The 24,375-nt window shown below is 68.5% G+C and carries 24 protein-coding genes and 1 tRNA gene; 8 read left to right on the top strand and 17 right to left on the bottom strand.

Annotated features, from left to right (window positions below):
- Positions 1-4 precede the first annotated feature (4 nt).
- The 9 genes from V5F74_RS09390 to V5F74_RS09430 all read right to left on the bottom strand — a co-directional run bounded on the left by V5F74_RS09390 (position 5) and on the right by V5F74_RS09430 (position 9,119).
- Positions 5-1,024, bottom strand: coding sequence for a type 2 periplasmic-binding domain-containing protein (locus V5F74_RS09390; protein WP_029557408.1), 1,020 nt, complete (start codon positions 1,022-1,024; stop codon positions 5-7).
- 24 nt (positions 1,025-1,048) lie between these two features.
- A complete protein-coding gene (locus V5F74_RS09395; RefSeq protein WP_197022993.1) occupies positions 1,049-2,065 on the bottom strand; it encodes a PhnD/SsuA/transferrin family substrate-binding protein in 1,017 nt (338 codons plus the stop codon).
- The gene (locus tag V5F74_RS09400) at positions 2,062-2,898 is read right to left on the bottom strand and encodes an ABC transporter ATP-binding protein (protein ID WP_156026460.1); all 837 of its coding nucleotides are present in this window, start codon (positions 2,896-2,898) and stop codon (positions 2,062-2,064) included. The genes V5F74_RS09395 and V5F74_RS09400 overlap by 4 nt, the downstream gene beginning before the upstream one ends.
- On the bottom strand, positions 2,891-3,781 hold the full coding sequence (locus tag V5F74_RS09405; RefSeq protein ID WP_081837620.1) for an ABC transporter permease: 891 nt from the start codon (positions 3,779-3,781) through the stop codon (positions 2,891-2,893). Before V5F74_RS09405 ends, V5F74_RS09400 begins: the two co-directional genes overlap by 8 nt.
- 40 nt (positions 3,782-3,821) lie before the next feature.
- Positions 3,822-5,294, bottom strand: a complete 1,473-nt coding sequence (locus tag V5F74_RS09410; protein ID WP_394007623.1) for an FAD-dependent oxidoreductase — start codon at positions 5,292-5,294, stop codon at positions 3,822-3,824.
- Between the two features lie 30 nt (positions 5,295-5,324).
- Entirely contained in the window at positions 5,325-6,578 is a 1,254-nt protein-coding gene (locus tag V5F74_RS09415; protein ID WP_029557413.1) for an acyl-CoA dehydrogenase family protein, read from the bottom strand.
- A gap of 31 nt (positions 6,579-6,609) precedes the next feature.
- On the bottom strand, positions 6,610-7,962 hold the full coding sequence (locus tag V5F74_RS09420; RefSeq protein ID WP_029557414.1) for an LLM class flavin-dependent oxidoreductase: 1,353 nt from the start codon (positions 7,960-7,962) through the stop codon (positions 6,610-6,612).
- Between the two features lie 448 nt (positions 7,963-8,410).
- Positions 8,411-8,485, bottom strand: a tRNA-Gly gene (locus tag V5F74_RS09425).
- A 160-nt stretch (positions 8,486-8,645) separates the two neighbouring features.
- Positions 8,646-9,119, bottom strand: coding sequence for a cupin domain-containing protein (locus V5F74_RS09430; RefSeq protein ID WP_024277789.1), 474 nt, complete (start codon positions 9,117-9,119; stop codon positions 8,646-8,648).
- Between the two features lie 125 nt (positions 9,120-9,244).
- On the opposite strand from V5F74_RS09430, the gene ettA reads away from it, so the two are divergent.
- The 5 genes from ettA (at position 9,245) to V5F74_RS09455 (ending at position 15,114) form a co-directional block, all read left to right on the top strand.
- Positions 9,245-10,900, top strand: coding sequence for an energy-dependent translational throttle protein EttA (gene ettA, locus V5F74_RS09435; protein ID WP_029555198.1), 1,656 nt, complete (start codon positions 9,245-9,247; stop codon positions 10,898-10,900).
- Between the two features lie 107 nt (positions 10,901-11,007).
- Positions 11,008-11,796 carry a hypothetical protein gene (locus V5F74_RS09440; protein WP_394007626.1) on the top strand — a complete coding sequence of 263 codons (789 nt, stop codon included), beginning with the start codon at positions 11,008-11,010 and terminating at the stop codon, positions 11,794-11,796.
- Positions 11,797-12,224: 428 nt separating this feature from the next.
- Positions 12,225-12,872, top strand: a complete 648-nt coding sequence (locus tag V5F74_RS09445; RefSeq protein ID WP_394007628.1) for a DUF938 domain-containing protein — start codon at positions 12,225-12,227, stop codon at positions 12,870-12,872.
- A 127-nt stretch (positions 12,873-12,999) separates the two neighbouring features.
- A complete protein-coding gene (locus V5F74_RS09450) occupies positions 13,000-14,079 on the top strand; it encodes a flagellar motor protein MotA (RefSeq protein ID WP_394007630.1) in 1,080 nt (359 codons plus the stop codon).
- A 15-nt stretch (positions 14,080-14,094) separates the two neighbouring features.
- Positions 14,095-15,114 (top strand): peptidoglycan -binding protein, encoded by a 1,020-nt coding sequence (locus V5F74_RS09455; protein WP_394007631.1) that lies wholly within the window; start codon positions 14,095-14,097, stop codon positions 15,112-15,114.
- Positions 15,115-15,145: 31 nt separating this feature from the next.
- On the opposite strand, the gene V5F74_RS09460 is transcribed toward V5F74_RS09455, so the two are convergent.
- From V5F74_RS09460 to V5F74_RS09470, 3 genes are read right to left on the bottom strand one after another with little or no spacing between them, the layout of a single operon-like run.
- Positions 15,146-15,487 (bottom strand): DUF1491 family protein, encoded by a 342-nt coding sequence (locus tag V5F74_RS09460; protein ID WP_029555194.1) that lies wholly within the window; start codon positions 15,485-15,487, stop codon positions 15,146-15,148.
- Positions 15,488-15,501: 14 nt separating this feature from the next.
- Positions 15,502-16,188, bottom strand: a complete 687-nt coding sequence (locus V5F74_RS09465) for a peptidoglycan-binding domain-containing protein (RefSeq protein WP_394007633.1) — start codon at positions 16,186-16,188, stop codon at positions 15,502-15,504.
- Positions 16,185-17,666 carry a sensor histidine kinase gene (locus V5F74_RS09470; protein ID WP_394007635.1) on the bottom strand — a complete coding sequence of 494 codons (1,482 nt, stop codon included), beginning with the start codon at positions 17,664-17,666 and terminating at the stop codon, positions 16,185-16,187. Before V5F74_RS09470 ends, V5F74_RS09465 begins: the two co-directional genes overlap by 4 nt.
- Before the next feature lie 243 nt (positions 17,667-17,909).
- Between V5F74_RS09470 and V5F74_RS09475 the strand changes: the two genes are divergently transcribed.
- A complete protein-coding gene (locus V5F74_RS09475; RefSeq protein WP_394007637.1) occupies positions 17,910-18,398 on the top strand; it encodes a DUF5330 domain-containing protein in 489 nt (162 codons plus the stop codon).
- Between the two features lie 157 nt (positions 18,399-18,555).
- Positions 18,556-18,978 carry a SufE family protein gene (locus tag V5F74_RS09480; protein WP_024277798.1) on the top strand — a complete coding sequence of 141 codons (423 nt, stop codon included), beginning with the start codon at positions 18,556-18,558 and terminating at the stop codon, positions 18,976-18,978.
- 63 nt (positions 18,979-19,041) lie between these two features.
- Here V5F74_RS09480 and V5F74_RS09485 read toward each other — a convergent pair whose 3' ends face one another.
- The 3 genes from V5F74_RS09485 to V5F74_RS09495 form a co-directional block, all read right to left on the bottom strand.
- Positions 19,042-19,596 (bottom strand): hypothetical protein, encoded by a 555-nt coding sequence (locus V5F74_RS09485; RefSeq protein WP_250168169.1) that lies wholly within the window; start codon positions 19,594-19,596, stop codon positions 19,042-19,044.
- Positions 19,597-19,621: 25 nt separating this feature from the next.
- Positions 19,622-19,750, bottom strand: coding sequence for a hypothetical protein (locus V5F74_RS09490; protein ID WP_280938287.1), 129 nt, complete (start codon positions 19,748-19,750; stop codon positions 19,622-19,624).
- A gap of 180 nt (positions 19,751-19,930) precedes the next feature.
- A complete protein-coding gene (locus V5F74_RS09495; protein ID WP_394007639.1) occupies positions 19,931-20,986 on the bottom strand; it encodes a GntR family transcriptional regulator in 1,056 nt (351 codons plus the stop codon).
- 218 nt (positions 20,987-21,204) lie between these two features.
- On the opposite strand from V5F74_RS09495, the gene V5F74_RS09500 reads away from it, so the two are divergent.
- Complete coding sequence (locus V5F74_RS09500; protein ID WP_394007641.1) at positions 21,205-22,302, top strand: Ldh family oxidoreductase; 1,098 nt, start codon at positions 21,205-21,207, stop codon at positions 22,300-22,302.
- A 254-nt stretch (positions 22,303-22,556) separates the two neighbouring features.
- On the opposite strand, the gene V5F74_RS09505 is transcribed toward V5F74_RS09500, so the two are convergent.
- Together V5F74_RS09505 and purD are read right to left on the bottom strand one after the other, a co-directional pair.
- Positions 22,557-22,985, bottom strand: coding sequence for an acyl-CoA thioesterase (locus V5F74_RS09505; protein WP_394007643.1), 429 nt, complete (start codon positions 22,983-22,985; stop codon positions 22,557-22,559).
- Positions 22,985-24,250 (bottom strand): phosphoribosylamine--glycine ligase, encoded by a 1,266-nt coding sequence (purD, locus tag V5F74_RS09510; protein WP_394007645.1) that lies wholly within the window; start codon positions 24,248-24,250, stop codon positions 22,985-22,987. Before purD ends, V5F74_RS09505 begins: the two co-directional genes overlap by 1 nt.
- Between the last annotated feature and the right edge of the window lie 125 nt (positions 24,251-24,375).

Here is a 24,375-nt window from a genome sequence, read left to right on the forward strand (position 1 = left end):
CCGTTCAGTTCACGGCGGCGTTGAAGGTGGTGTTGAACTCGGGCGAGACATCGATGGCGCGGGGAATGGCGCCGGCCTCCAGCAGCGCATCGGCGATCTTCTGCTCGCGGCGGATCAGTTCGGCATCGATGGGGCGCAGCCGCGCCTTGCCGAACTCCACGTAATAGCGGGCGCGCGCCGGGCTCTGCTTCACCCTGTCGATATAGATGCGCTCGGCCGTGTCGAGATTGTCGGCATACCAGGCGAAATAGCGTGCCAGCCGGCCGACGAAATCTAGCAGCACGGCGCGGCCGCCGGGATCGGCGATGGCGTCCGTGCGGGCGGCGAACACGCCGAGCGCGGGAATGTCGAGGTCGTCGCTGGTGAGAACGATGCGCGCCTGTCCCTTCTCCACCGCCTCGCCCACCAGCGCGCCGAGGCCGGAATAGACGTCCACATTGTCGGCATTGAAGGCGGTGGCGGCGGCATTGCCGTCGCCGAACTGGATGGGGTCGACGTCGGCGGTGGTGAGGCCGCCCGCCCGGCGGGCGAGGAGATACTGCACGTAATTGAGGCCGCCGAAATTGAAGCCCCATTTGAGGCCCTTCAGCTCGGCCGCCGTCTTCGCACCGGTGCGGCTGCGCACGGCGGTGACGATGCGCGGATAGCGCGCATCGAGATTGCGCCAGCCGGCGATGATCTGAAGCGGCGGGCCACCCGCCCAGCCATCGGCGGACTTGCCCTGCTCGATGATGAGCGAGGTGTCGCCGAGGTGGGCGAGGTCGATGGCCTTCGAATAGGCGGCGGTAAGCTGCGCGGCGGGGCCGGGCAGCACCACCCATTCCACCTTGTAGGGCGCCCCCTCGAACACCCCCGACGCCTGGGCAAGCTCGGGCAGGGTCGAGTCCTGATAGCCGACCTTGAGGCTGGCATCCGCCGCCCCCGCCCGACCGGCACCAAGGCCGGGGAGGAGGAGCGCGCCGGTGGCGGCCAGAAGGGTTCGCCGCGAGAGCCGGCTGACGGCGGGCGGAGGAGAGGCTGCCATGTGTCGTCTCCCGTTCCGCGCCGCTCAGTTTCCGCCGACGGTGGAGGAATTGAAGCCGCGGTAGAACTCAACGTTCACGTTGATCTTCTTGGGGATGCCGCCGGCTTCGGTGAGGATGTCGGCGATCTTCTGCTCGCGGGCGACCAGCTTGTCGTCGAGGGGCTGGAAGGTGGCCTTTTGGTAGAGGGTGGTGAGCTTCGCCCGCGCTGGGGTCTGCTTCACCTTCTCCTCGTAGAGCTTCTGCACCTCGTCGAGATGGTCGGCATACCAGGTCCAGTGGGTGCGCACGCGGGCAAGGAAATCGGCCAAGGCGGCGCGCTTGGCCGGATCCTTCAGCACGTCGCCGCGGGCGGTGAAGACGTTGAGGGCGGGGATCTCCAGCTCGTCGCTGGTGATGAGGACGCGGGCCGTGCCCTTTTCGATGGATTCACCCACGGGCGCGATGGAGCCGGAAAAGGCGTCCACCCGGCCGGAATTGAAGGCGGCGGCGCTGGCGTTCTGATCGCCGAGCTGCACCGCCTCGTAATCCTTCGGCGTGAGCCCGGCCTTTAGGCCGGTGAGCACGTATTGCAGATAGTTGAAGCCGCCGAAATTGTACGACCACTTCTTGCCGCGCAGGTCAGCCAGCGTGTCGATCTTCGCATCCGTGCGCACCACTGTGACGATGGGCGGATACTTGCCATCATTGGCGCGCCAGCCGGCGATGATCTGCAGCGGAGGATTGCCCTCCACCCACTCGTCCTTGGCCTTGCCCTGCTCGATGATGAGCGAGGTGTCGCCCATGTGGCCCACATCGATGTTCTTGGAATAGAGCGCCGAGAGCTGCGCCGCCGGGCCGGGCAGGATCACCCATTCCACGTCATAGGGCGCGCCCTCGAGTACCTTCGAAGCGGTGACGGTGGAGGGCACGGTGAGGTCCTGGTAGCCGATCAGCAGCTTCACGCGCTCCTCGGCGGACGCGGCGGAGGCGGCAAGGAAGGCGGCGAAGGCGGCGCCGGCGGCAAACAGATGGCGGCGGGTGGGACGCAGGGAAGAGGTCACTGGGAATGGCTCCAACTCTGAAACTGGGGAAGGGCACAGGCGTGGCCGCCGGCCTCGGGGGAGGCGACGCCCAGCTCGGCGAGGAGTCGGGCGCGCAGCGCGGCAAAGCCGGCATCGCCGCGCTTGCGGGGACGCTCCAGCGGCGAGCGGGCATCGAAGCGGATGCCGCCGCCGGACAGGACGATCACCCGGTCGGACATGAGGATGGCTTCGTCCACGTCGTGGGTCACGAGCACCACCGCCGGCAGGTGGCGCCGCCAGAGCTGGGCGACGAGATCATGCATGCGGATGCGGGTGAGCGCATCGAGCGCGGCGAAGGGCTCGTCCAGCAGCAGCAGGTTGGGCTCACCGGCCAGAGCGCGGGCGAGCGCCACCCGCTGCGCCTCACCGCCGGACAGCGTCTTGGGCCACACGTCCACGTGACGGCCCAGGCCCACCTCCTGCAGCGCGGCGGCGGCGAGGCTGCGGGTGACGCGGTTCTGCACATGGCCGAGCACCACGTTCTGCCAGACGCGCTTGGCCGGCACGAGCCGCGGCTCCTGGAATACAACGGAGCGGGCGGAGGCGACTTCCACGCGCCCGCCATCGGCCCGGTCGAGCCCGGCGAGGATGCGCAGGAGCGTCGTCTTGCCGGTGCCGGAGGGACCGAGCAAGGAGACGAACTCGCCGCGTCGGACCTCGAGGTCGATGCCGTCCAGCACCGCGCGGGAGCCGAACACCCGGCGCACGCCTTCGAGGCGCACGGCCACCGGCTGGACAGGCGCGGGCGGCGCGGCGAGGTCGAGGCCGGCGAGGGCGATGGCTTCGGCGGGAGCGGGAGAAGAGCTATGCAAGGACAAGGCTGGGCCTCCAGGGCAGTGCGAGGCGTTCCACCAAACGCATCACGAGGTCGATGACGATGCCGAGCAGGGCGTAGACGATGATGCCGGCGATGATGATGTCGGTGCGCTGGTTCTGGTTGGCGTTGATGAGGATGAAGCCGATGCCCGAGCGCGCGTTGATCTGCTCCGCCGCCACCAGCGCCAGCAGCGACACGCCGGCCGCGAACCGCAGCCCGACGAGGATGGACGGCAAAGCGGTTGGGATGATGACGCGGGTGGCGATGCGTCCGTGGGAGAGGCCGAACACCCGCGCCGCCTCGATCAGCTTCTGGTCCACCCCGCGCACGCCGGAGTAGGTGTTGAGATAGACCGGGAAGATGGTGGCGCCGAAGATGAGCGCGATCTTCGCCTGCTCGCCGATGCCGAACCAGATGATGAACAGCGGGATCATCGCGATGAACGGAATGGTGCGCAGCATCTGCAGCGGCGCGTCGAACAGTTCCTCGCCCACGCGCCACAGGCCGGCGAAGAGGCCCAGCACCAGCCCGACGCTCGCCCCCAGCGCCAGCCCCGTCAGCGCGCGGGCAAGGGAGGCGGGAATGGCGGACTGGAGTTCGCCGGTGCGGATCAATTCGGCATAGGCGGCGATGATCTCGGCGGGGGAGGGCAGCACCTCCGGGGCGACGAAGCCGAGGTTGGAGCTTGCCTGCCACACTGCGAGAAGCAGCGCCGGCACCAGCGCGCGGGAGGCGAAGCGTGCCGTCTTGCCGAAGCGCGAGCGGGCCGGGGTCTGCCCGGAGCGCGGGCTGAGGTCCACCAGATCCAGCGCCGCGGATGCGGGCGTCTGGCTGGCGCCGGAAGCGCCGAAGCTGGGCGGAGGCGGTTGAACGGTCATCTCGGCTTTCCGGAGCGAAGGGTTGTGGGCAGGCGGCGGCTCATTCGGCGGCCGCCAGCGTGTCGCCGGCGTCGATGGCGCCGGCATAGAGGTCGTGCGGCAGGTCGTCGGTGCCGACCGGCGCGAGGAAGCGGGCGAGGTGCTTGGCGCGGTCGGCGACGAACAGGTCGCGGCCGATGGCGGCCACCGCGCGGGGAATGTTGTGGCGCAGGCTCGCGATGTCGCCCACCGGGCGGCCGGTGCTGGTCATGGCCGAGAAGGCGAGGAAGTGAATATCTGCGAGGAAGGGCGCGGCGCCCTTCTCCGTCTCCACCAGCTCGAAAGCGGGGCCGAGATAGGGCGCGCTGGCGAGCGCGGCGTCTTCGGGCTCGACCGCCACCTTGTCCGACCATCGAGCGATCGCGGGAGCGAAATCGGCGAAGGGCGGGTAGAGCCGTGCGTCGGCCTGATAGCCGGTGCCGAGCAGGATGAAGTCGGCGTCGAAGACGGCACCCGAATTGAGGGTGATGCGCACGCCGTCCCCGTGCGGCTCCACCGCGCGCCAGCCGGCGTCGAGGTGGATGCGGAAGTTGGCATGGGCCACCGCCCGCTTCACCGCCGCCGGTGGCGGGAAGGAGGCGCGGCGGCGGAAATGGGCCATCACCGCCCAGCGGTCGGCATCGGGCAGTGCGTGGAAATGCTCCCAGGCGCCGAAGAAGCCGAACGGCTTCATGGCGGAGCCCCGGGCGAGGTCCGCGCCGCGCGAGAACAGGTCCACCGCCCCCGCGCCGGCCTCCAGCAGCGCACCTGCCGCATCGAAGGCGGAGGCCGCCGAGCCGAGGATGGCGACGCGCCGGCCGGCGAGGGCCTTCGGGTCGAAGGCGTGGGTGTGGGCGAACAGCTTGCCGGGTAGGTCCGCCACCACATCGGGAATGAACGGTCCGCCCGACCCGGCGATGCCGGTGGCGAGCACCAGCTTGCGGGTGGTCTCGGTGAAGGTCTTCCCCTCCGCCGTGAAGTGGAGCCGCAGCCCCCCTTCCTCTCGCCGCCCCTCCTGCGGCTCCACCCGCGTCAGGGTGACGCCATCGCGCACCTCGACGGCGGACGCCGAGCGGAACCACGCCACATAGTCCGCCCAGATCTCGCGCGGCACGGTCGGCAGCGCGGCATAGGCCTCGACTCCATAGGCCGCCTCGTACCAGGCTTGGAACGACAGGCTCGGCAACCCTAGTTCCGGGCCCGGTGGCACCTTGGGGGTGCGCAGGATGGTCATGCGCGCGGGGCCGCGCCAAATACCCTCTTGGCCTGCCGGGGCGGCATCGACGAGGCTCACGCGGCCAATGCCGGCGCGCCGGAGGCCGAAGGCGGCGGCAAGGCCGCTCTGGCCGGCGCCCACCACCACCACATTGTGCTCGATGCCCTCGGCCTCAGGCACCCAGTCCGTGCCGGTCTCGCCGATGCGGGAGAGGTCGGCCTGAGCCTGCGCGGCAAGACGGGCGAGGGCATTGATGTCGGGGGTGGCGGGCGTGGTCATGGGTCTTGTCCAGTGAAGGAGGAGGAGCGGTCAGCCGGCCTTGGCGATGCCGTCGCCGACGCGGTAGGGGCCGGGGGGCCAGGTGCCGTTCACCGCGAAGTCGCCGACGATGCGCTCGCGGTAGACGCGCGGATTGTGGGAGGAGAGGGTGCGGGCGTTGCGCCAATGGCGGTCGAGGCCCACCCCGCGCCGCGCCGAGGAGGCGCCCAGCGCGTCGAACAGATGGGAGGTGGCATCGAGGATGAGGGAGGTCACCACCGTGACGCCCTGGTTCACCTCGAGGTCCGCCACTGCCACCGAAAGGTCCTGCCCCGAGTTGTCTTGTCCCTCGGAGGTCTCCCGCTCGCGGGTGTCATAGGCCCGCTGGAGCGCCTCGGCCGCCTTGAGCACCACCGCGCCGGCCCCGTAGGCGCTGGCGCGCACCTTGCCGACGATCTGGAGGATCTGCGGATCGGCGCCCGCACGGTCGGCATTGCCATGGCTGAACACGCGCTTGCGCACCGAGACGAGCCGCGCCACGTCGCCCGCCGCTGCCCGGCCGATGCCGGCGAGGGTGGCGAGGTGGACGAGCTGGTAGAAGGCGACCGAATAGCGGAAGCGCTTCCGCTGTGGGTTGATGAGGTCGTCGGAGAGGGTGACGTTGTCGAACTTCGCGGTGCCCGAGGCGGTGAGCTGCTGGCCGAAGCCGTCCCAGTCGTCGACGATGCTCACGCCCGGCGCGCCGGTGGGCACCTGCGCGAGGATGAAGTTGCCCTCCTCATCCTCGGCTCCGAGATTGATCCAGTCGGCGAAGAGGGAGCCGGTGGTATAGAATTTATGCCCGTCGAGGCGCAGCCGGTCGCCGTCGCGCACGATGCGGGTGTTGAAGTGGCCGACCGCATTGTCCGCCCCCTCGGTGAAGCCGCTGCCCGAGGTCTCCCTGGCCGCGATGCGTTTCACCCAGCGGTCGCGATAGTCCTTGAAGGGCGAGTTCAGCACCTCCTCGGTGAAGCCGAAATGGGCGCGGAGCGCATTGGTGACGTTGCTGTCGGCCTCCGACAGCTCGATGAGCAGGTTGAACAGCTCGGGCAACGTGGCGCCGAAGCCGCCTTCGTCCTTGGGCAGGCGCAGGGTGGTGAAGCCGGCCTCCTTCAGGGCAGCGATCTCGGCGCGGGGCAGGCGGTGGGTCTGCTCGCGCTCCACCGCGCTGTCGCGGATGTCGCGGAAGATGGGGCGGAACCGGCTGGCGAGTTCTTCGTACCGGTCGGTGGGGCCGGCGCCCCAGGCGTCTTCGATCTGGCTCATGGACGGATGGATCCTCGGGATGAAGGGCAGCTCAGCCGCCGACGGCGACGCGCGGTGCGGAGACCGCCGTGCCGGGGGCGAAGCGGCTGGCGGGGCGGGGCAGGCCGAAATGCTCCCGCAGCGTCCGGCCGGAATAATGGGTGCGGAACAGCCCGCGTTGGCGCAGCAGCGGCACCACATGGTCGACGAAGACTTCGAGACCCTCGGGCAGCACGTCCGGCATCAGGTTGAAGCCGTCCACGGCGCCGGCGGTGAACCAGGCCTCGATGTCGTCGGCGATGGCCTCCGGCGTGCCGACGATGACCCGGTGGCCGGTGGAGCCGCCGAAGCGGCGGATGAGTTGGCGCACGGTCAGCTTCTCGCGATCCGCCGCGCCCACCAGAGCGTCGAAGAAGGTCTGCATCCCGTCCACCGGGCGCGCCACCTCAGGCAGCGGGCCATCGAGATCGAGGGAGGAGGGGTCCACCTTGAGAATGCCGGCGACGCGGCGCAGCCCGTAGTCGCCGGGGGTGAGCGCCCACAGCTCCTCCTCGCGGCGGCGCGCCTCAGCCTCGGTGGAGCCGATGATGGTGGCGAGGCCGGGCAGGATGACGATGTCGTCGCCGCGGCGGCCGAAGGTGTGGGCCTGGGTGCGGACCGAACCGGCGAAGGCGAGCGCCTCCTCCAGCGTGTGGGCGACGGAGAAGATGGCTTCCGCATGTCGCGCGGCGAGGCGGATGCCGTCCGTCGATCCGCCCGCCTGCACCAGAACCGGCCGGCCCTGCACCGAGCGCGGCACGTTGAGCGGCCCGCGCACCGAGAAGTGCCGGCCGCGATGCTCGATGGGGTGGACCTTGGCGGTGTCGATGAAGTGGCCGGACGCCTTGTCGCCGACGAAGGCGTCGTCCTCCCAGCTGTCCCACAGGGCTGTCACCACGTCGGCGAACTCGTCGGCGCGCTCGTAGCGATTGGCGTGGGCCTCAAGCTCGTCGGTGCCGAAATTGCGCGCGGCTGAGGCGTCGGCGGTGGTGACGATATTCCAGCCCACCCGGCCGTTGCTGGCGATGTCGAGGGAGGCGAAGCGGCGGGCGAGATTGTAGGGGTCGTTGAAGCTGGTGGAGGCGGTGCCGATCAGGCCCAGATGCTCGGTGGCGGCGGCGACGTGCGCCAGCACGATGGTCGGCTCCAGCGCCTGGAAGGGGCGCAGGTCCGGCCGGTCGGAGAAGGCCGGCACGTCGGCGAGGAAGATGGCGTCGAAGGTGCCGCGCTCGGCGATCTGGGCGACCTTCACATAATGGGCGATGTCGGCATAGGCGCCGGGATCGGACGACGGCGCACGCCAGGCCGAGCTGTAGAAGCCGGCATTGAGGGTGTTGACGTTCAGGTGCAGCTGGCGCGGGGCCATGGCGTCTCTCCCGAAGGGCGGAGACCGGCCGGTGACTCGCGTTGGAAACGGGTGCCGGCCAATCGGTGCCGGCTACTCTACGATCACAAATAAGTTTGTCTATAAATTTAATGGAAAATATCGCGCAAGTCGGGCCAGAGGCGCCGCCGGCCTTTGCCGGGCCGGCGGTGGGGGCCGTTCAGGGCGCGGGGGTTCCGTGCAACTGGTGCAGGGCGTCAGGGTCACGTCGAGCGCGCCGAGATCTTCCTCCAGCTGCGCGAGGGTGGTGGCGCCGATGATGTTGGAGGTCGCGAACGGCCGGCTGGTGACGAAGGCAGGGGCGAGCTGCGCGGGGCTCAGGCCGACCGCGCTGCTTCCATTCCGCTTCCACGGTGCACGGCCAATGTCAATGGAAGCAGAAAACGCCCCAAAAGGCGTCTGCCAACCATCTGATTTTCTTGAGAGAAACTGGAGCGGGCGAAGGGATTCGAACCCTCGACCCCAACCTTGGCAAGGTTGTGCTCTACCCCTGAGCTACACCCGCATCCATTTGCCGGCGAGACAGTGTGTCGGCGGCAGGTGCGGTTCTATAGAAAATGCCGGCGGCGAATGCAACACCCCTTTGCATTCTTTCTCCGCCGGCCTGTGGATGGCTTGGCCGCAGCGCCCCCGCAAAGCCTTGCAGCGCAAGGCCGCAATACCCCTCACTCGCGATGGATCGGGTCGATCCACTTCACCGCTTCCGGCTTCTCGACCGGCTCGATGTCGAGATTCACCACCACCGGGTCCTGGCCGGAGCGCACCAGCACGCATTCCAGCGTCTCGTCGGCGGAGGCGTTGATTTCCTGGTGGGGCACGAAGGGCGGCACGAAGATGAAGTCGCCGGGACCTGCCTCGGCTACGAACTCCAGATTCTCGCCCCAGCGCATGCGGGCGCGGCCCTTGACCACGTAGATGACGCTTTCGAGATCGCCGTGGTGGTGGGCGCCGGTCTTGGCGTCGGGGTGGATGTGGACGGTGCCGGCCCAGATCTTCTCGGCCCCGGCGCGGGCGCGGTTGATGGCGGTGGCGCGGTTCATGCCGGGGGTCTGGGCGGTATTGGGATCGAGGCGGTCGCCGGGGATCACCTGCACGCCGTCGGTGCGCCAGTCCTTGTGGTGGTGGTGGTCGGAACCCATCTTTTCCTCCAGAGCGCGTCGGCGGCATTCGTCTCGCGAAACACGCTGCGAACCTTGCCGCGCCTCGCCTGCGAGGCTAGAACGGCGCCAACTTTCCCGCACCCCTTTTCAGGAGACGGCGGCCCATGGCCCCCTATCAGTACGCCTACCACATGCACGGCATGACCAAGACCTATGCCGGCGGCAAGAAGGTGCTCGACAACGTGCACCTCTCTTTCTACCCGGACGCCAAGATCGGCGTGCTCGGCAACAACGGCGCGGGCAAGTCCACCCTGCTGCGCATCATGGCCGGCATCGACAAGGATTTCACCGGCGAGGCGCGTCCGGCCGAGGGTGTGCGCGTGGGCTACCTGCCGCAGGAGCCGGCGCTAGATCCCACCAAGAACGTGCGGCAGAACGTTGAGGACGGGGTGGCCAAGCAGAAGGCCATTCTGGAGCGCTACAACGAACTCGCCATGAACTACTCGGACGAGACCGCGGACGAGATGACCCAGCTTCAGGACGAGATCGAGGCGCAGGGCCTCTGGGATCTCGATTCGAAGGTGGAGCAGGCCATGAACGCGCTCGGCTGCCCGCCGGACGACTGGGAGGTGACGCGCCTGTCGGGCGGTGAGCGCCGCCGCGTCGCGCTCTGCCGCCTGCTGCTGGAGCAGCCGGAGCTGCTGCTGCTCGACGAGCCCACCAACCATCTCGACGCCGAGACGGTGAACTGGCTGGAAGGGCACCTGCGCACCTATCCGGGCGCGATCCTGATCGTCACCCATGATCGCTACTTCCTCGACAACGTCACCGGCTGGATCCTGGAGCTGGATCGCGGCCGCGGCATTCCCTACGAAGGCAACTACTCCTCCTGGCTCGGCCAGAAGCAGAAGCGCCTCCAGCAGGAGGGCCGCGAGGACGAGGCCCGCCAGCGCGCGCTCTCCCGCGAGCAGGAGTGGATCGGCGCCTCGCCCAAGGCGCGCCAGGCCAAGAACAAGGCACGTATCCAGCGCTACGAGGAGCTGCTGCAGCGCGCGTCCGAGCGCCAGCCCTCCGCCACCCAGATTGTCATCCCCGTGGCCGAGCGCCTGGGGCAGAACGTCATCGCCTTCGACCATCTCAGCAAGTCGTTCGGCGAGAAGATGCTGATCGACGATCTCTCCTTCAAGCTGCCGCCCGGCGGCATCGTCGGCGTCATCGGACCGAACGGCGCGGGCAAGACCACGCTGTTCCGCATGATCACGGGGCAGGAGAAGCCGGACGGCGGCTCCATCGAGATCGGCGACTCGGTCAAGCTCGGCTATGTGGACCAGAGCCGCGACGCGCTCGATGACAAGAAGACCGTGTGGGAGGAAATCTCCGACGGCAACGAGGTGATCTACGTCGGCAAGAAGGAGATCCCCTCGCGCGCCTATTGCGCGGCCTTCAACTTCAAGGGCGGCGACCAGCAGAAGAAGGTGGGCATGCTCTCCGGCGGTGAGCGCAACCGCGTCCACCTCGCCAAGGTGCTCCAGCGCGGCGGCAACGTGCTGCTGCTCGACGAGCCCACCAACGACCTCGACGTGGACACCCTGCGCGCGCTTGAAGAGGCGCTGGAGGATTACGCCGGCTGCGCCGTCATCATCTCCCATGACCGCTTCTTCCTGGACCGCATCGCCACCCACATGCTCGCCTTCGAGGGCGACAGCCACGTGGAATGGTTCGAAGGCAACTTCGCGGACTACGAGGAAGACAAGAAGCGCCGCCTGGGCACGGATTCGGTGATCCCGAAGCGGATTCAGTACAAGAAGTTTTCGCGGTGAGGTGAGGGATGCGAGGGGGTGACTTTAAAATGCGCCCCTTCCATCATCTCGCTCATTGTTGAACACGTTTTTTTAAACTACGATTGGTTTATCGGATGCATTGAACTATGTCTGATTTTCAAAGGCTTCAATCAGGTTTATTGATAAGGCAAGATTTCCGAAAATCTGTAAGAAATGTTTTTTTTGATACTGGGTACCCGGAGTTTCCCTTCTCTACCTACGGTGGAACTATTTTTGTAGTATATTTCGATAAAAAATGTTACGCAATAACGTGTCGACATGTCCTCAAAGACTTTGAGTGGATTCAGGTCGCGATAGCTAATAAGCGCGGCGGGCGATGGTTGGCAGGGGTTGATTCTGTCATTTCTGCATCTAGTCCGCAAGCAGATGCTGTCGATTCCGAAATTTTAGATGTTGCAATTTTGGAGTTGAGCAATACTGCGGGGCTTTCATTTTTTTCTGATAATTTATACATAATAGATGTAAATACAGTTTCTCGTAGTCAGTTTGGAGATGCATTGTCGATCTACGGATCTCTGAAGGCAAATAGTTTTTTCTCAAATGATGCAATGCGGCCGGTTTACGTTCTGATCCATGGTGTTGATTTTCCAGAATCTAGTCACGACTTCACGCTGCGTTGCGCGCGAGCAAATGTTACAAATCCAGAAATAAAGGATTTAGTAGGTTTAAGTGGAAGTCCGGTTTACAATATGAGCCGATCAAGTTTGTCTGGAATGGTTGTTCGGGCTGGTATTAAAGATTGCATTGCCACATTTTGGTATATTGATATATATGATATAATGCAATTGTTGTGTGCTGGCCATCGTGGTGAGGCGGATTTGAAGTATAACAAGGGCGTAATTTTTGTTTCGCGCTCTGTATTAGGGTGCGGTTAATTGGCCCCGATTAGCGCTAATAAGTCGTGCGCTGTCTGTCCCTGTCCGTGAATTGATCGGAGCCCTGCGAGCCGCGCTCGCAAAGTTGCACCGCCCCAGCTTGCCACCTTCTCCCCCATCCGCAAGCCCCCGCGCCCATACCACCCTCGCGCCCCGGCCGACTGCAACGGAGCGGCAGCGCAATGGAAGGAGAGCCGGGCCCAGCGCAACGGACCGCCGCAGGCGCTTCTGAAACCCACCGTTCAGGTCTTGCCCGCTGCGCGGAAATTCTGCGCTGGACCCCGGATCGGCGCTCCACCTGCGGTGTCGCTTGTCCGGGGAACGGCTCCGGCTGCCCCGTCGCGGGCGGGGAGCGTCCGCCGCAATCCGGTTGAGCCGCCGCGCCGGGCGGGCCAAGATCGCGTGAACGATCCTTGCCGGAGATATCCGTGACTGAACCCGACCTCGACGCCCGCCGCTCGGCGCCCGCGACGCTCAAGAACCGCGGCCCCATCGGCGACCTGCTGCTGCCGCTGCTGCCGCGCGCGGGCACCGTGCTGGAGATCGCCAGCGGCACCGGCGAGCATGTGGTGCATTTCGCCCGCCGCGCGCCGCATCTCCTCTTCCAGCCGTCGGATCCCTCGCCCGCCGCCCGTGCCTCCATCGCCGCCTGGACCGCCGCCGAGGGCCTTGCCAACGTGCGCGCGCCCCTCGCCCTCGATGCGGCGGGGGAAGACTGGCCGGTGGGGAAGGTGGATGCCGTCGTGTGCATCAACATGATCCACATCAGCCCGTGGGAGGCGACGGTGGGGCTGATGCGCGGCGCCGGCGCCCGCCTGCCGGCGGACGGCATCCTCTTCACCTATGGCGCCTATGTGCGCGACGGGGTGGAGACGGCGCCGAGCAACGTCGCCTTCGATGCGGACCTGAGGCGTCAGGACCCGCGCTTCGGCCTGCGGCACCTCGCCGAGGTGGCAGTGGAGGCGGCGAAGCACGGCCTCGCTCTGGCTCGGGTGGAGGAAATGCCGGCGAACAACCTTTCGCTGGTGTTCCGGAAGGTCGCGACTGTTTCGCCGCGCGGTGTCCCTGTGCCATAGTCGGCGCCGGCGCTTGCCAGAGGCCGGGCCTGATTCTCCGGCCGACGCCCCCGTCCGGGGCCGCCCGCGCGGCGGCCTTCAAGGGGGCCCTTCAGCGTTCGAGGGACACACTCGCTCGGGGAGAACCATGGCGCGCGTCGTCGATCCGTTCATCAAGCTGTCCTCGCCCCGCATCTTCCTGGTGCGGATGCTGGTGTTCCTGGCCCTGTGCGCGGCGCTGGCGGCGGTGCTGCACCGGCAGATCGTCGCCGCCTTCCTCAACAATCCGGGGCTCAACGGCGTCATCTTCGGCGTGCTCGCCGTGGGCATCATCCTCGCGCTCCGGCAGGTGTCCCGCCTGTTCCCGGAGGTGGATTGGGTGAATTCCTTCCGCCTCGCCGATCCCGGCCTCGCGGTGTCGCGTCCGCCCACGCTGCTGGCGCCCATGGCCGCGCTGCTGGGCGAGCGGCTGGGGCGCATGACCATCTCGCAGGCCACCATGCGCTCCATCCTCGATTCCATCGGCACGCGCCTCGATGAGAGCCGGGACATGGGGCGCTACCTCACCGGCCTGCTCGTGTTCCTCGGCCTGCTCGGCACCTTCTGGGGCCTCCTGGAGACCGTCTCCTCCATCGGCTCGGTCATCGGCGCGCTGCAGGTGGGGCCGGACGTGGGCTCCATCTTCGAGGACATGAAGAGCGGCCTCGCAGCCCCCCTCGGCGGCATGGGTACGGCCTTCTCCTCCTCGCTGTTCGGCCTTTCCGGCTCGCTGGTGCTGGGCTTCCTCGACCTTCAGGCGGGCCAGGCGCAGAACCGCTTCTATACGGACCTCGAGGACTGGCTATCCACCACCGTGCGCGATCTCGACGACGGCCCGCGCGACCGGGCGCTCGCCGCCGACCGTGAGGCCGCGCCCCGCGTGCCCGCCGCCCCCGCTCCGGCACAGGTTGCCGCCGCCGCGCCGCTGGCGCTGCCGCCGCCGGTGCTGGACCTCGATCCTTTGGTCTCGGCCATGGGGCGGCTGGAGAAGACCATGACGGAGGCGGGCTCCCAGCGCGTCACCACGGCGCTGGCGCAGCTTGCCGAGAGCCTTCAGGGCCTCGTCACCCACATGCGTTCCGAGCAGGCGCTGCTGAAGCAGATGATCGAGCAGCAGCAGGCGCAGCAGGAGCAGATGCGGCGCCTGCTCTCCAAGGTCGAGGACGACGCCGGTCCGCGGCGCAACTGAGCGGAGGCAGAACCCATGGCCCTCGGCCGGCGCGGGCGCGACCGCCACATCGACTACTGGCCCGGCTTCGTGGACGCTTTGTCCACGCTGCTCCTCGTCTTCACCTTCCTGTTGTCGGTGTTCATCCTCACCCAGTTCTTCCTGACGCAGGAGATGGCGGGCAAGGATGACGTGATGCAGCGCCTTCAGGCGCAGATCCGCCAGCTCACCGACCTGCTGTCGCTGGAGCGCGCGAACAGCCAGTCCTCCGAGAGCGAGCTGGCCTCCGTGCGCGCCTCGCTGGAGGCCAGCGAAAGCGAGCGCGACAAGCTGCGCGGTCAGGCCGTCGCCGTGCCGGCCCCCTCCGACACCGGCCGCGCCAACGCCTTGTCCCGCGAACTCGATCTGCAGAAGGACGTGGCCGCCCGCGCCGCCGCGCAGATCGAGCTGCTCAACCAGCAGATCGCGGCCCTGCGTCGGCAGATGGCGGCGCTGGAAGAGGCGCTCAACATCTCCGAGAAGCGCGACGCCGAGAGCCAGTCCAAGATCACCGACCTCGGGCGCCGGCTCAACGTGGCGCTGGCCCAGCGGGTGCAGGAACTCACCCGCTTCCGCTCCGAGTTCTTCGGCCGCCTGCGCGACATACTCGGCAACCGGCCGGACATCCGCGTGGTGGGCGACCGGTTCGTGTTCCAGTCGGAAGTGTTCTTCGATCCCGGCTCGGCGGTGATGAAGCCGGAGGCCATCGCCTCCCTCGACAAGCTGGCGGGCGCCATCCTCGACCTCGAAAAGGCCATCCCGCCGGATATCTCCTGGGCGCTGCGCATCGATGGCCACACCGACAACCGACCCATCTCGAACGCCCAGTTCCCCTCCAACTGGGAGCTTTCGGCGGCGCGCGCCATCGCGGTGGTGCAGTATCTCATCGCCAAGGGGGTGAGCCCCAACCACCTCATCGCCGCCGGCTTCGGCGAGTACCAGCCCCTCGACACCGGCACCTCCGACGAGGCCCGCGCCCGCAACCGCCGCATCGAGCTGAAGCTGACGGAGCGCTGAGCGGGAGGGGAGGGCAGGGGGAGGGGCGCCGCTACTCCACCAGATCCAGAAAGTGCCGCCCCTGGCGGTCCTCGATCTCCAGCACGAAGATGTCCGGGTCGAACTTCAGCTCGCGGGCGATGCGGGCATCGGCGTCCGCCTCCGGGCTGCCGGGAGCGACCAGCACCGAGAACTTGCGGTCCGCCGGGAAGGATTCATCGAAGGCGGACTGCGGCGCGGGGCCGTAGAGCGCGGCGGTGCCGTCGAGGCGGGCCACCTTCACGAAGATGGCGCCGGCCTCTTCCGCGCCCTTGCGCACCAGGGTCGCATAGCACCCCTCCACCTGGCAGCGGCGGATGAGGGCGGAGACGAAGATCGCGCTCTTGAGGCGCATTCAGGTCAAAGCCATCAGTTCAGCGCCATGCCGGAGACGGAGCCCAACTCGCGCACCAGCTTGTCGGTGATCTCGCCGTCGGCGGTCAGGTTGCGGTCGCGCTGGAAGCGCACGATGGCGGCGCGCGTCTCGCCGCCGGGCCGGCCGTCCACCTTGATGGGACCGTAGCCGAGCTTGGAGAGCGCCTTCTGCACCGAGAGGATGCGCGGCGAGGCGCCCACGTCCACCGGCGGACGCACGGCGCCGGTAATGTCCCCCGACGAGACGAGGCCCGCGGGCGGGCGGCTGGGCGGCGGCTCGCCGCGGGCGTCCGCGGTGCGCGCGCCGGTCGCCGGCACGAGGGGAGCCGCGGTGCCTGTCACCGAGGTGCGGATGGAGAGATAGCCGAGCGAGCCCGTGGTGGCGCCGCCCGCGGGTGCCGACGTCGTCGCGGTACCGGTGCCCGTTGAGGTGAGCGGGACGGTGGTGTGGTTGACCTTTCCGGCCCCGGCCGGTCGGGCCATGGGCAGCGGCGCGCTGGGCGGCGAGGTCTGAAGGACAAGCACGTTGGCGAGGAAGGCGCCGCTGCCGGCCAGCGCCACCAGCGCCGCCATCACGTCCATGCGGCGCAGCCGGCGCGCCTGCCGTGCGGTCTCCTCCGCCTCGGCGGCCTCGGCGAGTTCCGGGGGCGCTGCGTTTGCGGTGGCCGTTTCCAGCTTCATGCCGTCCTCTTTGCCCGTGTGTCTTCGGTCCGCGCCGGAAACGGCGCCACGACCCCCTGTCCCTGTCCGTACCCTGGGGCCTCGATCGCGGCCGCGACCGGCAGGCTCACCGACACGCTCGTCCCCCGGCCGAGCGCGCTTTCCACCCGCACGTCGCCGTCGTGCAGCTTCACGAGGCCCTTCACCACTGCGATGCCGAGGCCCGAGCCCCGCGCCTTCTGGATGCAGTCGCCGGCCTGGAAGAAGGGCTCGCCGAGGCGCGCCACATCCTCCGGCCGCATGCCGGGGCCGGTGTCTCGGACGCGGATGATGAGTTCGTCGCCCTGCATCCTGACGCCCACCTGCACCCGCCCGCCGGCGGGGGTGAACTTGACGGCATTGGAGAGCAGGTTGAGCACGATCTGGCGCAGCGCGCGCTTGTCCGCATCAAGCAGCGGCAGGCGCGTCGGCACCTTGGTCTTCACGCTCACGCCGGTGCGCTCGGCATCGAGCGCCACCATCTCGGCGCAGCCGGCGACGAGGGCGCCCACGTCCACCGCCTCGCGTTCCAGCACATAAGCGCCGGCCTCCACCCGCGACAGATCGAGGATGTCGTTGACGAGGCCGAGCAGGTGCTGGCCGCTTTCATGGATGATGCGGGCGTAGTCGGCCTTGCGCGCATCGTCGAGGGGTGCGCCGGTCGGCGTGGCCAGCAGCTCGGAGAAGCCGAGGATCGCGTTGAGCGGCGTGCGCAGCTCGTGGCTCATGGCGGCGAGGAAGCGGCTCTTGGCGGCGTTGGCCGCCTCCGCCTCGACGCGGGCGCGGGCGGCGGCGTCGGCCTTCTGGCGCTCGGCCTTCATCTGCTCGGTCTGGGCCTGCTGCCACGGCGCCCGCCAGGAGACGCGCACCATGCCGCCCCGCATGGCCCGGCAACGGACCTCGGCGGTGAGGAAGGCCGGCGCGCCGTCGCCGGCCGCGTCGCAGCGCAGGCGCAGCTCCAGCGTGGCGGCACGGCCGCGCGAGGCCGCTTCCACAGCGGACAGAAAGGCGGGGCGGTCGGCCACCAGAACGCGCTCGAACAGGGCCATGCCCTCCAGCGCCGACGCGGGGGACGTGGCGAAGGGGCCGCCCTGGCGCTCCACCCGCACCACCTCGCCGCGCGGGCCGTGGCAGGTGACGAGCAGCATGTCGGAGGGCGGCGCGGCGCTCGCCTTGGTCGCGGCGCGGGCGAGGCCGCCGGCCACCGCCGCGAGGGCCGCGCAGACGAAGCCGCTGGCGAGAAGGGTGGTTGCGTTGAGGAGGCCGCCAGTGGCGAGGCCCGAAACTTCCGCGAGCAGCACCAGCCCGCCGGAGCCGAGGCCGAGCAGGCCGAGGCCGCTCAGCACCGCGCCGGTCAGGCGGCCGAGGCCGGCAAGGCGCGGCAACGCTTCCCGGTCCCCGCCGTCGCGGGTCGGGAGAGGTCGCGCACCGGCCGCTGCATCGCCGAAGACGTGAGCCACGTCGCCCCCTGTCAAGTGCCGTTGTTCGCCAGCGCGTGTCGCCGCCCTGGCATGACGTTTCGCAAAACCTTGCCACGGTGGGCTTTAAGCGAACGCTAAGCTGGCGCCGATCGCGCGCCGTCAGCGTTAACGATGTCTTGAAAAGTCGGGGCACGGCCGGCGCGCATCGGCCCACGGGCAGGCGTGTCGGTGGTAGTGTCGAAGGGCGCGAATTCAGCTTCGCCGCCGTTTCAAGAGGGAGCGATGTTCTTCCTGTTCCGCCTCGCCTTCTGGGTCGGCCTCGTGCTGCTCCTCCTTCCCTTCGGCCTCAAGGGCTCGGACGGGCGGGACGTGAGCGTGTTCGATGCCTTCGGCGCCGCCCAGGCGCTGGTGGCGGACCTGCGCGGCTTCTGCGATCGCCAGCCCCAGGCCTGCGCGGTGGGCGGGCAGATGGCCGGGCACTTGGTGGAGAAGGCTCAGGTCGGCGCGCGCTGGGTCTATGAGTCCATCGGCCATCACGAAGGCGCGCCGCCGGCCCCCGTGCAAGGTGCGGCCCCCGCCCAGCCGGGCAGGAGTTCGGCGGAAAAGGGGAGCGCGCTCGACCTCACGCCGCAGGACCTGATGCCTTTGTGGGGCGGTGGTGACGCGGCCAAGATGGTGGTGCCGCAGGGCTTCCAGCCCGTCGCCGGGCAGCCGGCGCAGACCATGACCCCCACCCCTCTACCGCCGCTGCCGCCTCGCCGCCCGGCCTGAGGATGAAGGCGCGGCGGGTTGCGTCGCGCCGATCCGGTACCATGTTCGGGATGTGGATTAGGCAGGCATTGCTTGCCGGCTGTGCTATGCTGCAGCGCAAGGACAGGCGGCCCTGCCCTTTTTCCCGGCCGTCATCTGGTGACGAGGAATTGGCCTCATGAACGCTGACGATCTGATTGCGGATTTTGAATTTCTCGACAATTGGGAAGACCGCTACCGGCACGTGATCGAGCTCGGCAAGAAGCTGCCGCCCTTTCCCGAGGCCGAGCGCAACGACACCAACAAGGTGCAGGGTTGCGCGAGCCAGGTTTGGCTCATCTCCCACGTAAAAGAGACCCCCGCCGGCCCGCTGCTGGAGTTCGAGGGGGATTCCGACGCCCACATCGTGCGCGGCCTCGTGGCGGTGCTGCTCCAACTGGTCTCCGGGCGCACGCCCAAGGAGATCATGGAGACCGACATCCTCGGCGTGTTCCGCCAGATCGGGCTTGAGGGCCATCTGACGCCGCAGCGCTCCAACGGCCTGAGGTCCATGGTGGAGCGTATCCGCGGCCATGCCCGCAATGCGATGGCTGCGGCCTGATGCTGCCGGCCGGCTTCCGGGCCGGCCTAGCTCCCGCCGTCCGCTAGGTTTCGCCAACCCTTATCAGGGCACCGCGCGCACGCTGATGCTGGCCTCGGCGAGGCGCTGGCAGAGCCGGCGCTGCCCGGCGATGGGCCACCAGTCGTAGAGGAAGATTTCCATCGGCCTCCAAAGCGCCACCCAGCCGAGAATCAGCAGGCCCTCGGCAGCGAGGCTGGCGAGATTTTCGAGCCGTGGCTCGGCGATGAGCCCGGCAATGCCCAAGCATAGCGCCAGCACGAGAATGCCGATGGCGAGCGAGACGCGGCCGACCCGGAACAACTCCGACAGCTCCGCCGAAAGCGCGCGCGCCCTCAGGGCAAAATAGCCGCGGATGGCGTCGGGCAGACCCGCCGCTTCGCTGGTCAGCGCCTCGTCTGGCGGCAGATGGACGATAATGGAGAGCGGAGCGCCGCGCGGCAGCTCGCGCGCCCACTCCACGATGAAGGCTTCCGCCTCCGCATCGAGGTCGCGTTCCCGGAAAGGGAACGGGTCCAGCATGTTGAAGAGCTGCGGGACCCGCTCGACGCGAATCTCGATTGTGGAGCCTGCGGAATCAGGCCCGGCGACCGGGGTCACGGCGGGAGGTTCGGGGCGTCGCGCCTCAGCGATGGGTGCGGCGGGCGCGCACGCGCACCGGTACCATCTGCCTCTGCTTGGCGGCGAGCTGCGCGAGCGCAACCGCGGCAAGACCAGCGAGGACGAGGGCGGAACCGGCAACGAGGGACAACATCAGATCCTCCACCACCACGCAGGCGCTCGTATTTTCCGCACATTTCCGAAGGGAGGGTGCGACCGATGCGCCGGCGAACAATGCAATCTTAACCGGGTTCGCGCGCTTCGCCACCCGTTCAGATCAAGAAATGTTCCGTTTTGGCGCGATCGGAAGACCTGTCACGGCGATTTGAGAGGCTCAGAGCGGCGAGAGGTAGGGCAGGGGGCCCGGGGTGAACTCCCGCCGCACCCGGTCGAGCCGCTCCACCGCACGGCCGAATGACCCGCGCAGGTGGTCGCGCAGGGCGTTTGCCGCCCCCTCCACGTCCGCCGCCGCGAGGCGCTCGGCGACATCGAGATGTTCGGCGATGAAGGGCTCGCGGCCGTGGGGTTGGGGCGCGCGCACATAAAGGAAGGTGAGGGCGACCAGCAGCGTCTGGCAGGTGGCCAACGCCTCCATCAGCGTGGCATTGCCGCAGCGGCCGAGCAGGCCGACGTGCAGCTCGGTCTCCAGCGCGCCGAGGCGGGCGCCGTCCACCGCGTCGGGGTGGGCGGCGGCATCGCGCAGGTTCGCCAGCAGCGTCGCCACCTGTCCGGGGGCGAGGCGCGGAAAGGCAAGCCGCAGCGCCGCCGGCTCCAGAATGGCGCGCATCTCGAACAGCTCGGCCACATAGGCGGGCGTCAGCGCCGGGGCATACCAGTGCAGGCGGGCGTCCTTGCGCACCACGCCGCGCTGGTTGAGGCGCGAGAGCACTTCGCGGGCCACCGTGCGGCTCACGCCGTAATAGGCGGCGAGATGGTTCTCCACCACGCGGAAGGCCCCGAGCGCGGTGCGCGAGACCACCTCCTGCTCCACGTCCGCATAGATGCGCTGCCAAGTCGATTCGGGGGCGAGCTGGATTGGCGCCACGCCGCTCACATCGACGGAGGGGACGGCGGGCGCCGGCCCGGCGAGGGGCATGACCTCGAAGCCGTGGCCCTCGCTGCGGCGGACCAGCCCCACCCGCTCCAGCCGCGCCAGCGCCTGCCGCGCCGGTGCGCGGGAGATGCCGAATCGCTCGGCGACGCGGGATTCGAGCAGGCGCTCGCCGGGGGCGAGGGCGCCGGAGGCGATCTGCGAGGCGAGGATGTCGAACGCGCGTTCATGCAGACGCGGGGCGATGCCGGCCACTGGGCGTGGTCGCCGCTCGCCCGAGGGCAACGCCTTGCCCGCAGACGCCGTGGGGGCCTCACTCGTCACGTCCCGTCCGCTCACGCTCCGCGTCCATCGTTCCAGCCGCACCGGTCGCGGCCCGGCGGCAAGGTGCCCCAGGCTGGTGCAAATGCCAAGTTGTCCAAAGGGTTGCCTGCCCGTTTGCCGGCTGACCGGATGCCGCACCGTCGGCCGGGTGAAAGGGAGTTTACACCATCACCGTCTAATGCATACAAAGAACACTCGCTGAGCCACCCCAGCGCCGCCTCAAGGATTGCCCCATGTCCGCGCCGACTGCCGCGCCCGCTTCTGCCCGCTCCTCCGCCCTCGAACGGCACCGGGAGGACGCGCTGTTTGCCTTCTGCAGTGCGGCCCTCGCGGCGGCGGGGGCGGATGCGGCCAGCGCCGAGGCGGCGGCCCGCGCCATGCTGCACGGCTCGCGCTTCGGGGTGGACAGCCACGGCGTGCGGCTGCTGGACCATTATGTGACTGTGATCGCGGGCGGCCGGGTGAACGGCCATCCCACGCTCGACTTCCGGGCCGGCGCGGCGGCGGTGGCCACGCTCGATGCCAACCATGGCCATGGCGCCCGCGCTGCCTACGCGGCGATGGACCGGGCAATGGAGAATGCCGCCCTCTACGGCATCGGCGCGGTGGCCATCCGCAATTCGTCCCACTTCGGCGCGGCGGGGGCCTATGCGCTGGCGGCGGCAGAGAAGGGCTATATCGGGCTCGCCTTCTGCAATTCGGACAGCTTTGTCCGCTTGCACGGCGGGGCGGAGCGCTTCCACGGCACCAACCCTATCGCCATGGGCGTGCCGGTGAAGGGGGAGGCGCCGTGGTTCCTCGACATGGCCACCAGCGCCGTGCCCTACAATCGGGTGCTGCTCTACCGCAGCCTCGGCCAAACCCTGCCGCCCGAGGTCGCCTCCGATGGCGACGGCTTCGACACCACCGATCCGCACAATGTGGAAATGCTGGCCCCGCTCGGCGCCGCCTTCGGCTTCAAGGGGGCGGCGCTGGCTGGGGTGGTGGAGGTGTTCAGCGCCGTGCTGGCGGGCGCGCGGCTCTCGTTCGACATCGCGCCCATGGGCGGGCCGGACTTCGGCACCCCGCGCAATGTGGGCGCCTTCGTGATGGCGATGAAGCCGGGCGCCTTCCTGCCGGAGGAGGAGTTCGACGCCGCCATGCAGCGCTATCGCCACACGCTGCGCAATTCACGTCCCGCGCCGGGGGATATGGTGATGGCGCCGGGCGATCGCGAATGGAAGGTGGCGGACGAGCGCCGCCGCGACGGCATTCCCATCGACCCCGCCACTGCCGAGGCCTTCGACCGCCTCGCCACGCGATTCGGTCTGGCCCGGCCGAAAGCCGTTTAGCCTCAGGCCTTTCAGCCGAAGATGACCGCCGCGGCGATGATGCCGTAGGCGGTGAGGAAGAGCAGGCTGTCCCGCAGGACCTGTCCGCGAACCGCTGTCATGATGAGCCTCGTGGATTTCACATTCGACTATTTCCCCGAATTTAATATCTAATGTGAATCCACGTCAAAAACATAATTTTAATGTGAATTTGAGGCGCGCAGAATCCCGGCGCGGCTGCCGCGATTCCTGGAACTTGGGGGATGGGGCGCCGGTCAGGCGATCCGGAGCGCTTCGAGGGCGGCCCGCATCTCGTCGGACAGGGGCGCGGCGCGGCGTTCGGTGAGATCGAAGAGGACGATCACCGTCTCGGCCGTGGCCATGCACTGGCCATCCTGGAAGATGGCCTGCCTGAGGCCCACGGAACTGCGGCCGAGGGAGATGACGCCGGTGCCGATATCCGCCTCGCCTGGCCAGTGCATCTCCGCCCGGTAGTCGAGCACGAGACGGACCAGCGCGAAGCCCATGCCCTGGGGGGCCAGACGGCGCGGCGTCAGCAGCAGGTGGGTCCGCCCCGTCTCCAGGAAGGTGGAGAACACCGCATTGTTGACGTGCCCGAGCATGTCGGTGTCGCCATACCGGATGGTGTCGCGCGCCTTCACCGGGAAATCGTCGAGAACGGGGAGGGGGGCCTTATCGGCCATCAGCCGGCCTTCCCCAGCGCCCGCCAGCCAATGTCGGAGCGGAAGAAGCCGTCCGGCCAGTCGATGCGGGCGACGGCGGCATAAGCGCGTTCGCGGGCCTCGGCCAGCGTCGCTCCGGTGGCGGTGACGTTCAGCACCCGCCCGCCGTTGGAGACGAGCGTGCCGCCCTTCATCCGCGTGCCGGCCTGGAACACGGTGACGCCCTCCAGCGCCGAGGCCTCACCGAGGCCCCCGATGGGCGAGCCGATCTGGTGCGGGCCGGGATAGCCGCGCGAGGCATAGACCACCGTCATGGCCGCGACGGGGGACCACATGGGCGTCACCTCGGCGAGGCGGCCGGCGGCGGTGGCGTGGAGCACTTCCACGAGATCCCCCGCGAAGCGCGGCATCAGCACCTGGCACTCGGGATCGCCGAAGCGGCAATTGTATTCCACCAGCTTGGGACCGGAGGTGGTGAGCATGAGCCCGGCATAGAGCACGCCGCGATAGGGCGTTCCGGCCTTGACCATGGCGCGGGCAGTGGGGATGAGGATCTCCTCGATCGCCCGGCGCTCCAGCTCTTCCGTCAGCACCGGGGCGGGGGAATAGGCGCCCATGCCGCCGGTGTTGGGGCCGAGGTCGCCGTCATAGGCGCGCTTGTGGTCCTGGGCGCTGCCGAAGGCGACGACGGTCTCGCCGTCCACGAGGGCGAACAGGCTCGCCTCCTCGCCCTCCATGAATTCCTCGATGAGCACCTCGGTGCCGCCGCCGGCGAACACCTGCTCCACCGCGTCCACCGCCTCCTCGACGGTGAGGGCGACGACCACGCCCTTGCCGGCCATCAGCCCGTCCGCCTTCACGACGATGGGCGCGCCCTGCGCGCGGATGTAGGCGGCGGCCTCGGCGGTGGAGGTGAAGCGGCCGAAGGCGGCTGTGGGAATGTCGTTCGCCTTGCACAATTCCTTGGTGAAGAGCTTGGAGCCCTCCAGCCGGGCGGCCGCCGCGGTGGGACCGAACGCGAGGATGCCGGCGGCGGCGAGCCGATCCACAAGGCCGGCCACAAGCGGCGCCTCGGGGCCGACCACCACCAGGTCGATGGTGTGCTCCTGACACCATTTCACGATGGTGTCGTGGGCGGACAGCGGGATGCCTTCCACCACGTCCGCGAACTCGGCGATGCCCGGATTGCCGGGCAAGGCGTAGAACTGACCGATGGTTGGGCTCTGCGCCAGCTTCCAGGCGAGGGCGTGCTCACGCCCTCCCGAACCGAGCAGCAGGATGTTCATGCGGCCTCCCCCGAGTTTCCGGCAATCTTCGTTTCCGACGGATCTTGGTTTTCTGTTCTCTTCGCCTATCGGCTCAAGGCCGCGCAAACAAGGGGCAGGGCTCTGCGCTCGCCGCATGGGGCACC

This window comes from Xanthobacter aminoxidans, assembly GCF_043193615.1.
In the GTDB taxonomy this organism is placed as follows: Bacteria; Pseudomonadota; Alphaproteobacteria; order Rhizobiales; family Xanthobacteraceae; genus Xanthobacter; species Xanthobacter aminoxidans.

Bases quoted from the DNA above. Each gene is read 5' to 3' on its own strand.
- V5F74_RS09430 (WP_024277789.1), bottom strand. From the start codon at position 9,119: ATGGGTTCCGACCACCACCACCACAAGGACTGGCGCACCGACGGCGTG.
- V5F74_RS09450 (WP_394007630.1), top strand. From the start codon at position 13,000: ATGGCGCGCGTCGTCGATCCGTTCATCAAGCTGTCCTCGCCCCGCATC.
- V5F74_RS09460 (WP_029555194.1), bottom strand. From the start codon at position 15,487: ATGCGCCTCAAGAGCGCGATCTTCGTCTCCGCCCTCATCCGCCGCTGC.
- V5F74_RS09465 (WP_394007633.1), bottom strand. From the start codon at position 16,188: ATGAAGCTGGAAACGGCCACCGCAAACGCAGCGCCCCCGGAACTCGCC.
- V5F74_RS09440 (WP_394007626.1), top strand. From the start codon at position 11,008: ATGTCTGATTTTCAAAGGCTTCAATCAGGTTTATTGATAAGGCAAGAT.
- V5F74_RS09505 (WP_394007643.1), bottom strand. From the start codon at position 22,985: ATGGCCGATAAGGCCCCCCTCCCCGTTCTCGACGATTTCCCGGTGAAG.
- V5F74_RS09500 (WP_394007641.1), top strand. From the start codon at position 21,205: ATGTCCGCGCCGACTGCCGCGCCCGCTTCTGCCCGCTCCTCCGCCCTC.
- V5F74_RS09415 (WP_029557413.1), bottom strand. From the start codon at position 6,578: ATGAGCCAGATCGAAGACGCCTGGGGCGCCGGCCCCACCGACCGGTAC.
- V5F74_RS09475 (WP_394007637.1), top strand. From the start codon at position 17,910: ATGTTCTTCCTGTTCCGCCTCGCCTTCTGGGTCGGCCTCGTGCTGCTC.
- V5F74_RS09410 (WP_394007623.1), bottom strand. From the start codon at position 5,294: ATGACCACGCCCGCCACCCCCGACATCAATGCCCTCGCCCGTCTTGCC.
- V5F74_RS09420 (WP_029557414.1), bottom strand. From the start codon at position 7,962: ATGGCCCCGCGCCAGCTGCACCTGAACGTCAACACCCTCAATGCCGGC.
- V5F74_RS09490 (WP_280938287.1), bottom strand. From the start codon at position 19,750: ATGTTGTCCCTCGTTGCCGGTTCCGCCCTCGTCCTCGCTGGTCTTGCC.
- V5F74_RS09455 (WP_394007631.1), top strand. From the start codon at position 14,095: ATGGCCCTCGGCCGGCGCGGGCGCGACCGCCACATCGACTACTGGCCC.
- V5F74_RS09405 (WP_081837620.1), bottom strand. From the start codon at position 3,781: ATGACCGTTCAACCGCCTCCGCCCAGCTTCGGCGCTTCCGGCGCCAGC.
- V5F74_RS09480 (WP_024277798.1), top strand. From the start codon at position 18,556: ATGAACGCTGACGATCTGATTGCGGATTTTGAATTTCTCGACAATTGG.
- V5F74_RS09390 (WP_029557408.1), bottom strand. From the start codon at position 1,024: ATGGCAGCCTCTCCTCCGCCCGCCGTCAGCCGGCTCTCGCGGCGAACC.
- purD (WP_394007645.1), bottom strand. From the start codon at position 24,250: ATGAACATCCTGCTGCTCGGTTCGGGAGGGCGTGAGCACGCCCTCGCC.
- ettA (WP_029555198.1), top strand. From the start codon at position 9,245: ATGGCCCCCTATCAGTACGCCTACCACATGCACGGCATGACCAAGACC.